This window comes from Acinetobacter sp. NIPH 2699, from assembly GCF_022549355.1.
Lineage (GTDB): Bacteria > Pseudomonadota > Gammaproteobacteria > Pseudomonadales > Moraxellaceae > Acinetobacter.
Window position 1 is genome coordinate 65,158 of record NZ_JAKZGL010000017.1, and the last position, 10,724, is coordinate 75,881.

At 41.6% G+C, this 10,724-nt stretch carries 8 protein-coding genes and 1 pseudogene; 8 read left to right on the forward strand and 1 reads right to left on the reverse strand.

Translation table 11 applies throughout. The features are described 5' to 3' along the window. Nucleotides 1-44: 44 nt before the first annotated feature. From MMP72_RS14100 to MMP72_RS14115, 4 genes are all read left to right on the forward strand, one after another. Entirely contained in the window at nt 45-1,100 is a 1,056-nt protein-coding gene (locus MMP72_RS14100; RefSeq protein WP_241318295.1) for a DUF932 domain-containing protein, read from the forward strand. 176 nt (nt 1,101-1,276) lie between these two features. After that, a complete protein-coding gene (locus MMP72_RS14105; protein WP_241318297.1) occupies nt 1,277-2,398 on the forward strand; it encodes a lambda-exonuclease family protein in 1,122 nt (373 codons plus the stop codon). A 129-nt stretch (nt 2,399-2,527) separates the two neighbouring features. After that, the gene (locus tag MMP72_RS14110; protein ID WP_241318299.1) at nt 2,528-3,424 is read left to right on the forward strand and encodes a hydrolase or metal-binding protein; all 897 of its coding nucleotides are present in this window, start codon (nt 2,528-2,530) and stop codon (nt 3,422-3,424) included. A 121-nt stretch (nt 3,425-3,545) separates the two neighbouring features. Continuing rightward, complete coding sequence (locus MMP72_RS14115; RefSeq protein ID WP_241318301.1) at nt 3,546-4,259, forward strand: hypothetical protein; 714 nt, start codon at nt 3,546-3,548, stop codon at nt 4,257-4,259. 11 nt (nt 4,260-4,270) lie between these two features. Here MMP72_RS14115 and MMP72_RS14120 read toward each other — a convergent pair whose 3' ends face one another. Next, complete coding sequence (locus tag MMP72_RS14120; RefSeq protein ID WP_241318303.1) at nt 4,271-4,486, reverse strand: hypothetical protein; 216 nt, start codon at nt 4,484-4,486, stop codon at nt 4,271-4,273. Nucleotides 4,487-4,582: 96 nt separating this feature from the next. On the opposite strand from MMP72_RS14120, the gene MMP72_RS14125 reads away from it, so the two are divergent. From MMP72_RS14125 to MMP72_RS14140, 4 genes and pseudogenes are all read left to right on the forward strand, one after another. Further along, nucleotides 4,583-5,137: a hypothetical protein gene (locus MMP72_RS14125; RefSeq protein WP_241318305.1), complete on the forward strand. Its 555-nt coding sequence runs from the start codon at nt 4,583-4,585 to the stop codon at nt 5,135-5,137. Between the two features lie 91 nt (nt 5,138-5,228). Next, nucleotides 5,229-6,173 (forward strand): hypothetical protein, encoded by a 945-nt coding sequence (locus tag MMP72_RS14130; RefSeq protein WP_241318308.1) that lies wholly within the window; start codon nt 5,229-5,231, stop codon nt 6,171-6,173. Nucleotides 6,174-6,264: 91 nt separating this feature from the next. Beyond that, nucleotides 6,265-9,474: a type VI secretion system Vgr family protein gene (locus MMP72_RS14135; RefSeq protein WP_241318310.1), complete on the forward strand. Its 3,210-nt coding sequence runs from the start codon at nt 6,265-6,267 to the stop codon at nt 9,472-9,474. 72 nt (nt 9,475-9,546) lie between these two features. Then, nucleotides 9,547-10,724 (forward strand): annotated as a pseudogene (locus tag MMP72_RS14140) (RHS repeat protein); the annotation flags it as partial.

The following is a 10,724-nucleotide window of genomic DNA, read 5'->3' on the forward strand; positions in this document are numbered from 1 at the left end:
AAATCACTGTTTTTACTTTTTACCTTTATAGAGGAATTAAACGCATGGCACATTTAATCGAAAACATGGCTTATGTTGGACAAACCCCTTGGCATGGACTTGGCAATCAACTGACCCCAAATCAACCGATTGAAGTCTGGGCGAAACAAGCAGGCATGGATTGGCGGATTGAATCTTCAGATGTTAATTACATGGCTGAGAACCATAAACAACAAAACTTGATCTTACCTTATCAAGAACAACGGGTCTTATACCGATCTGATACCCACGCACCGTTATCGGTGGTCAGTCAACGCTTTCAGGAAGTACAACCAATGGAAATCTTGGAGTTCTATCGTGATCTCACTGAACAATCGGGTTTTGAACTGGAAACCGCAGGGGTGCTGAAAGGGGGTAAGAAATTCTGGGCATTGGCTAGAACAGGACAGAGTGCAGCCCTCAAAGGCAAGGATGTCAGTAATGGCTACATTTTATTAGCAACCGCTTGTGATGGAACATTGGCAACGACAGCTCAATTCACCAGTATCCGCGTGGTATGTAATAACACTCTCGCTATTGCACTGAAAGGACAACAAGGCAGTGCAGGTGTGGTTAAGGTTCCACATAGCACCAAGTTCGATGCAAACAAAGTTAAACAACAGTTGGGTATCTCAGTGCGTGCATGGGATGAGCACATGTATGAAATGAAACAACTGAGTCAACGCAAAGTCACGCAACAAGAAGCCGCAGCTTATTTCGATGCAGTGTTCAACAATCCCAACCTCAGCAGTGCTGAACAGGATGATCGACTGATTCAATTCTACCGAAACTCGGCAATGCCCAAAGCCATTCCAGCCAGCAACCTTCGAGGTGACAATAAAACTGAACCCAATGGACGTGCCATGTCTAAAGTGATGACCCTATTTAACGGACATGGAAGAGGGGCAGAACTCAGCTCAGCCAAAGATACGGCGTATGGTCTACTGTGTTCGATCACGGAATTTGTAGATCATGAACGTCGTGCCATGAGTACCGATCATCGACTCGATTCAGCTTGGTTTGGGGCAGGGGCATCGATTAAACAACGAGGATTAGAACAGGCACTGAGAATGGTAGTGTAACACTTAGCCCTAAAGGTTGAATTTCAGATTCATTTAAGCTCAGTCGATTAGCCTAAGCAGTACCCACAAGCAGTTCTCAAGAACACCTTTCGCCACATCCCTCAGATGTGGCTTTTTTTATGCCTGAAATTCAGTTTTCACACTTCAATATCTCAATAAAAATAGGAATAGCCCTAATGAACAGTAATAGCCAAATACAGCACAGCTTAAACAACCCGCCTTTACAGCCTTATTCACCCAATCTGAATCCATCAACCGCTACCCAAACAGTCGAAGTGGGGACCCGGAGTAAACGTAGGCCCAAGAAGACGGCTCGCTTGCCTTCAGCCAAACGCTTTGCCAATACTAAACAGATGAGCTATCAACAATGGCAAGAACTCAGAAAACAGGGCATTGGCAGTAGTGATGCAGCAACCGCCTGTGGACTGAATCCCTATATGTCGATGCTAGAGTTGTGGATGATTAAAACAGGTCAGATGCAACAAGGTATTGACGATGAAAGTGCTGGCTATGCACCTTTATATTGGGGCAAGCAGCTTGAGCCGTTGGTGGCTGAATACTACAGCTTGCATACCAATCATAAAGTCCGTCGCGTCAATGCTATCCTGCAACATCCAGACGAAGACAAACAGTTTATGTTGGCGAATCTTGATTATGCCGTGGTCGGCAATGATGAGGTGCAAATATTAGAGTGTAAAAGTGTCGGTGAATACGGCGCAAAGTTGTGGCGAGATGGCGTGCCGTTGTATGTACTGTGCCAAGTGCAACATCAACTGGCGGTGACAGGAAAACAAGCTGCACATATCTGTGCTTTGATCTGTGGGCATGAAACCAAAATCTTTAAAGTGACCCGCAATGAAACGGTGATCCAGCACATCATCAATGCCGAACGTCACTTCTGGCAATGTGTTGAAACAGGTATTCCACCAAGTGTGGATGCTTCAGAATCCGCAGCCAAAGCTTTAAAACAACTCTACCCTGAACATATTCCACTGTCAGTTGAAGATCTCACCCAAAATGAGCAGGCCAATTATTTATTTAATCAGCTATTAGAGGAGAGACACAAAGTTGAACAACACCAGCAATACTTCGATGAACTGAAGCATCAACTGCAAATGATGATGAAGGATGCTGAACGTGCGGTGTTTATCGGCGGCTCAGTGACGTGGAAGAAGGCACAGGACTCGATCAGCCTCAACAGCAAGGCATTGCTGAAACAACATCCTGAATATTTACAGCAATTCCCACAAAGCAAAGTCGGGACACGGCGCTTTCAGATTTATCCGAATGGTGGATAACTCAGAAGTAATCCACAGTTCATTTCAACACAGCACACAACCCATCTGATCCCAGACCTGAATAGGACTGGGATTTTTTCATGCAGCAAATTTAATTCAATCCATTACATCTATATAAAGGACATCACCATGATTAAAGGTCTCGCAATTACCCCACCCATCTTAGGACGTATCAGCATTGGTAAGATGGTTGAAAAGAATGGCAAACGACTCCCTGAAAAAGATGACCAATTTACTATTACCAGCCAAATCCAAGGGAAAGAAGGTTGGGTGAAACACCCACTAGATGACCAATTACGTGCCAAATCACCGAACCAAAAACTCAGAAGCATTCCAGTTCGGATGATCTTTAATGATCCCGAACTGAACCTACGAGCAGAGTACACCTTGTTTGATCGACAAACGGGGCGAGTGATTTGTACAGGCAATGGAGAAAGCTGTCAGCGACTTGGACAAAATGGCATAGAACAACATCCATGTCCATCCCCTGATCTCTGTCCATTGGCACAAGGTGGACTATGTAAACCCTACGGCAGACTTTACGTCAATTTAGATGAATCGGATGAGTTTGGCACCTTTATTTTTAGAACCACAGGCTTTAATAGCATTCGAACTTTGGCTGCACGATTACGTTATTACCATGCAACTTCAGGTGACTTACTTTCTTGCCTGCCGTTGCAACTCACTTTGCGAGGAAAGAGCACCACGCAAAGCTATCGTACGCCAATCTATTACGTGGACTTAACCTTACGTGACGGCGTGAATTTGAATGACGCGATTAGCTCAGCTAAGCAGATCGATGAACAGAGCAAAGCAGCAGGGTTTTATCAAGAGGCATTGGATCACGTGGCAAGGCAGGGCTATGGCAACGCCAAATTTGAAGTGGGAGGGGAAGAGGGATTGGATATTGTGGAAGAGTTTTATACGGATGAATTCAACTCACAGCAACCTCAACAGACGCATGAGCTGACAAATGCTCAGGATATTCAGAAAGGGTTACAACAATCGGTACAGGCTTTGAATTAAATATTCTAAAAAAGAGCATTTTATGCTCTTTTCAATCGTATTACTGGACAGAGCATATTGGTTGTTTTTAACATAACTTTATAAATTTAGTGATATTCCAATAAATTAATACGAGGGAAAAATGGATCATATTGTTCAAATCATTACTTTAGTTGTTTCAATACTTACAATTGCGACTGCTTTGTTTAGTATCAGGAAATTCTTTCTAGAAAACTCAATTAACCAAAGGAAGCAACTCCGTGAGGATTTTGATGGACTTTTACTTGCTTTGGAAAACACGTCTAAAGATGATAGCAATAGGGACAATATACTGGACTTAGCTGAAACAAAGAAATATCAGCTCATCGTTGGGATTCCAAAAATTGATCGAGGAAAAGCGCAATACCTTTTAAAGCAAAAAGATAAGACTGGTAAGATAGATCAATACAAGCGTGGTTCATCATTGGTTGAATTTTCGAAGGTCGAAGATAAATTCAACTTTGTTGATGGGTTTAAAGTTGGATGGATTCGAGCGATCAAAAAATGGGGAAGCTTGTCCTTATATGGGATCTTTTTTCTACTCGCAGCTTCCCCTGTGTTTTTTTGGAATTTGTTCGATCCAGATTTAGAAATATACAATCGCATCGTCTCACAAAATTCAGTTGAAGGTTTTTGGGCTATATTGATTACTTCGATACTGATGTTTCTATTCCTTGCTTTTACATCCTTAAACTACTCTACCAAAATACATTTTGCTGAGAAGTTGGTTGAAAATAAGATTGATAAAAAGGCTTTAAAGTTAGGGGTGAAGCAGAAAGTTAAGAGCATCGTGATGCGGAGAAGAGATAAGGGATGATTTTGATTTTGTTAAATTGGATTTAATAAGAGTAAAGCCATCTGTTTTGCAAAGTTGACATGAATGTCCTCTGCAACAAAAAAAGTATGTCCATACATTATTTTTTTTGTGTATTGGGTGGTCTTGCCTGTCAAAGAATCAATGTAAGTAAATTCTTCGGTAGAGCGTTGGGTGTTTAATCCCCAAAGTGGACCGCCAATGCATTTGGTTTGATGGGTATCTGTCATATCTTCCAATGGATAACTTACATTACGGCTATTTTTTTTTGATATAGAATACACATCGTATTTAATATTGAAAGCACAATGTTGGAAAGGTCTTGGATGAGAGTTATAACAGGAACAAATTATTGGCGATTACTTTCAATCATTTTGATGTTCATTATTTTCTTGGGATTGTATTATTTTTTCATTGTTTATCCTAAAGATACAGAAAAAGCCCGTTTGGAAATTGCCGAGGAAATTCTTATGGCATCTTCTTGGCAAGATTTGTCATATAAACATGATTTGTATAAAGCGATGCTAAAACAGGACGTACCACTAAATACGATTAATGATGAAATTTACTTTAATGATCTGAATATGCTCAGAGTACTCTATCAAAGTGGAGATGGAGAAAAATTAATAGATACACTGAATAGATATTTTAGGTATTCAATTTATGAAGCCAAAAGTGTTCGCGGGCTTTGTCTGCAAATGCAGTTTCTCCAACGATATAAAGACAAAATTGAACGTGAAGGATATCGAACTGAAAGATTAGCACGTTGGCAAAATTTCAATGCGCAAAATTGGGAAACGGTGTCTCCTTGGTTACAAGAGAAAGATGCATTTAATCAATTCTTTAAATCAAAAAATATGCAAACGGATTGTTCTTTTTAAGCTTAAGCCAATAAAATAGGGCCGCCTTGCATACATATACAGTATTTGATAAAACAGCTATCAATCACAGATACAAGCTTTATAAATCATTATGGCTAAAAATTACACACTTTACCCAATAAAAATAATTAAGGATTGGCACGGTGAGGATTGGAATGTTTATGAAGAAAAACGTTTAGCTAATGGATTGATGTTATATAAAGGTCGGCTGAATGAGCAGGTATATGGAAATAATACGGGGCATATACTTACACCTGAATTTGCAGATTACATCAAACAAAACCGTAGTGCGAAAATTCTCTATTTGGCAGAGCAATTGGAATGTTCTAAATCTGTTCTAATGCGTTTTAAGCGAGAGCTAGGCATTCAGAGAGAAATGCATATACCTGATTATGAATGGGTCTACGCTCATCAAAATGAGTTATTTGTTGAAAGCTTTGAAACATTATTTGAAAAATATGGGTTGACTAAAAAACAAGTACAAGGATATGTGGTACATCTTAGAAAATGTAAAGGCATTTCACGGACCCATAGACGTCGGGCATTACAAAAAGTTATAGAACGAGAAAAAATGTTTTTACAACATAAAGATGAGATTTTATATTGCAACACAATTGTTGAACTCGCTGAAAGATTCAATGTAGATATCAGCATTGCACGCGACATCCATTTACGGATGTGTGCGGAAAATCAGTTGCCGATTACAGGCATCCAACAAGCACAGCGGAGAAAAGAGAAGAAACAATGGCTATTGGACAATAAAGATTTACTTTTAAATTCAGAGCAAACGGATAAAAGTCTTGCTATGCAGTTAAATATGACTTTGTCTCAATTACAGAAAACAAAAGCTTATGTCAGAAAAGAACTCGGTATTATTGTTGAGAAGAAAGTACCAGATTATGGCTGGGTGAAACAACACCAATTTGAGCTAGAAAATTTAAAACAAAAGGAAATCCAAGAGCTTTTTCAAATTACAAAAGGGCAAGTGGCTTATCGTCGTAATTTACTCAAAAAGTTGAAACAACAAAAGACATAAATCGTCACAACAAATAGACGGGACGGTCTGGGCATAAACAGGCTTTTTGCTGTAAAATGCTTTCACGTTTAAAAAAACTCAATAAGAAGCAATGTTCAAGACTATTTATGCTGCATTAGAACAACTAGGCTTAACCGCACAAAAACGTGCGATTCATATTCAATTTTCCAATCCTGCTTTAGCCAATCAGGTGTTTTTACAGCGTATTGAAGGTACGCATCGTCTGAATGGCGGGGTTGCCGCAGAACTCATCTGCCTATCAACGGACGCAACCATTCCCTTAAAGCAGTTTATTGGTTGCCAAACGGCAGTCGACTCTGTTACAGATACGGGAACTCTATTTAGAACCACTGGTATTATCACTGAAGCCGTACAAGGGCAATCTGACGGTAGTCTCACGCTGTATAAACTCAAACTACAAGACCCTACTGCACTGTGGCACAAACGCCGTAACAGCCGCGTGTTCATAAATAAAACCGTGGCGGACATTATTCAGGTTTTGTTCAAGGAATGGCAACAACGCAGTCCCTTATTCGCATCAAGTCTCACTCTCGATTTAAGTGGTTTGAGCCAAGATTATGATGTCCGACCCTTTGTGATGCAAGCCAATGAAAGCGACTATAATTTCATTACACGACTGCTCAGAAGCGAAGGCATCAACTGGCTGATCGACGAAGCCCAACTCAACGTTGCCAACAGCAACAGTCCAAACCAAGCCCAAAAACTTCGTTTGATCGATGACAACAACCAATACCAAGCCTTAAATCGAAGAACGATTCGCTACCATCGCAGCAGTGCCACCGAACAATACGACAGCATGACCAGCCTCATTGCGGAACGTTCTCTACAACCCACCGCAGTGCATATCCAACGTTGGCAAGCTGATGCCTTAGAACAAGAAGATGGTGCAGGCAGCGTCCAAAGCAAACATCGGCATAGCGAACAACACGACAATGCCAGCTTGGGACTCGAAGATGCATGGCACTTCACCCCAGCATGGATGCAAGACCTCAATGGCGAAGATGGCGCAACCGCATCAGGCAACAACCAAATTGAAAAACTCAACCAAAACCTCAGCCACTACCACGATGCCCAAGCCAAACAATTTATCGCCAGTACTACCGTACGCGATAGCCAAGTGGGCTACTGGTTTAAACTGAACGAACACCCAGAGATTGATCAACACAGCGGATCAGACCAAGAATTTCTGATCATCAAAAAAGATTGGTTTAATCAGAACAACCTACCCAAAGACTTAAACCAACAAATCCAAAGCTTGATCGATCAAAGCCAATGGCAGCAAGACCACAAGCACACAAACAAGAGCGAAGAACGCCAAGCCAACCAACTGACGCTACAACGTCGCAGCATCAAAACCGTACCCGAATACCAACCCCTACAACACCGTCCAGCAGCCCATCCACAACGCGCCAAAGTGGTTGGACCATCAGGTGAAGAAATCCATGTCGATGAATGGGGCAGAATTAAAGTCCGCTTCTTATTCACTCGAAATGACGACCACCAACACGATGGTGGCGCAGGCAGTAACGACAACGACACCGATTCAGCATGGGTGGATGTACTGACGCCTTGGGCAGGTGAAGGCTACGGCGCACGCTTCCTGCCACGCATTGGTGAAATCGTGGTGATCGACTTCTTTGACGGCAACATCGACCGACCTTATGTCACAGGACGACTGCACGAAGCACAACGCAGTCCGACCAAATTTGATGACCAAGGACAACTGCCAGATACCAAAAAACTGGCAGGGATCAAATCCAAAGAATACCAAGGCACAGGTTACAACCAACTCCGCTTTGACGACACCACTGGACAGATCAGCGCGCAACTACAAAGCAGCCATGCAGCCAGCCAACTCAATCTTGGCAAACTCAGCCATCCCAAATCAGAAGCAGAAAGCGAAGACCGAGGCGAAGGCTTTGAACTACGCACAGACCAATGGGGCGCGATTCGAGCAGGCGAAGGCTTACTGATCACCACCCATGCACAACAACAAGCACAAGGTGAACACCTCGAAGCGCAAACAGCCAAACAACAGCTGGAAGGCAACCAGAACAACGCCAAAGCCCTAAGTGAAGTAGCCAAGAACCAACAAACGGATGAACTCGAAGCTTTAGAACAACTCAAAGCATTTGCAGAAGACATCCAACAGGATATTGCCAAATTTAACAAAGCCTTATTACTACTCAGTTCCCCAAATGGCATTGGACTCAGTACAGCAGAAGACATACACCTTTCTGCAGATGGACAACTAAACCAATTTGCAGGCGATAGCATTAACCTGACCACGCAAAAGAATTTGATCGCCCAAGCCAGTCAAAAGATCAGTTTATTTGCAGCACAAGCTGGGATTAAACAAGTTGCAGCAAAAGGTAAGTTTGAGATACAGGCACAAGATGATGCTGCTGACTTTATTGCCCGTAAAGATATACAAATCATTTCAACGGAAGATGCCATCTATATCACCAGTCCGAAAGAGATTGTTATTACGGCAGGCAGTTCTCAGATCAAGATTAATGGTTCTGGCGTATTTCCGACCACGGGTGGCAAGTTCGAGGTGAAAGCGGGGCAGCATTTGTTTGCTGCGGGAGCGAGTGCAAGTGCTAATGTTCCTCAGTTACCGAAAGCCAAACCAATGAAAGGGGCATTGGAATTATTGAGAAGCTATGGCGGCGAAAACTTCTTTAAGCAAAATAGTTATAAAGTAATTGATTCATTAGGTAAGCAAATTACAGGCAAGCTTGATGGAAGTGGTTTTGCTCAAGTGACAGGCATTGCACCTGGTCCAGCGAAAGTGATTTTTGATAAAGATGACAGTAGTGCATGGATGCAAAGTAGTGATTTTAGCCGCGATTATACATGGGCTGAGCCTGTTTCTGGTGTTGCAGGATTGATGAAAAATGCTTTGGGTTCATTGGGTCAAAATACTATGTCAAAGTTAAAAGATAGTCTTCTTTCACTGGACAAAAATAGTTTAAAAGACCTTGGAAAAAACACAGTCAATAATTTAGTTGACCAAACTGTGGGGCAAATCAAAAACCAAGTGACAGATACAGCTTTTAGTGCGATTTCGAATCAACTTAATTTAAATGTATCCCCAGATCAAATCAGAAGCCTTGGGCAGGTTATGAAAAACCCAAACCAATCTGTTGAAATGATTAAGGCGCAGGGAATGGATTTTTTTAACGATCAAGCCTCAGCAAAACTCACTCAATTCACTAAAGTTGATTCTCCGATTCAATATGGTGTTATGGATACATTTACAAAGCTTAAAAAGTAGATCAGATGAAAAGAAATACTGAGTTTAAGTCAAAGTATTGATGTAATTTAATGAATTAAAGGTTTTATATTAATGACTACTGAAAAGACACAACAGGTAGAAACAACAAAACAACCCGCTGTTGAACTCGCAGTATTTAACTTAGAAAGTACTCGGGATGTCACTGATTTACAGGTGATCGCACATCAAATCGAACTGTATTTACAGGTCTGTGGCAATACCTCGCTAGAACAAGTCAAAAGCAATGCTAATGTCCCTACAGTTGCTAATATTTTTGCATTAACAGGTAGTGTCTTAGATTTACTTTTGTATGCAACAACACCGAAGACTGGCGATGCTGATATGCAGCGTGGTGCTTTACTCGGCGCAAATTTAATCGGATTGTTTCCTGAACCGAATAATGAAGCTCATGCTCGTATGGCGTTACGACCAATGTTTGGTGTAATGGCAGAATGTTTATACCCTGAAAATGGGAAAATTAAAGAAGCTGATATTAAGCGTTTAGGTTTACATCTTAATGCAATGGTTGCAGGGGATTTAGAAGTATTTTTAAAAGAAACCCAAGCAAAGTTAAGTGGACTACTGACCCAAGCTGCAACTTTGGGTGCAAGTATTTTGCAGAGTATAGCAACCCCAACTGCAGCTATTAATGCAGGTGTTGCAGCTCCAATAGGTGCTTCGGCAGAGAAACGGGACCCCAAGCTTAAATTTAGCAATTGGGCAGTACCATTAATTGATCTGATCGGAACACCGAGCCAAGCAAACCTGACACCGAAGATTGAGCCGAATATTAAAAGTCGTTTAAAGCAAGAAGCAAATCAAGCGATCACCACACTTGCACAAGTATTACAACAACAAGCAAATCCCAGCCAAAAATATACTTTGGCATGGTTAATACAAGAAACATTGAAAGCAATAAAAGCGTTAGAAAATAAAGGTAGCGCTAGTGTGCCGGTGAATCAAACGGGGGCATATGAACGGCATACCAAAGGGGATACTTTAGAGTTCGTGAGTTTACAAGCCGATGCTTTAAATGCTCCGCCATGTGAGGGCAAAGGGTCAGATACTGGGCAAAGTATTAGCTATTCAATTGGTGCTGAACGAGTGCAGCATGCAGATTTTTATTTACCTAAAATTGGTTTTTCCTTTATTCGACAATACAGCTCACAAATGGGTGAGTTTGATCGAAGCATGATTGGCGCACGTTGGATGATGCCATTTTCCAACATGATTCAACCCAATGCTCAAGG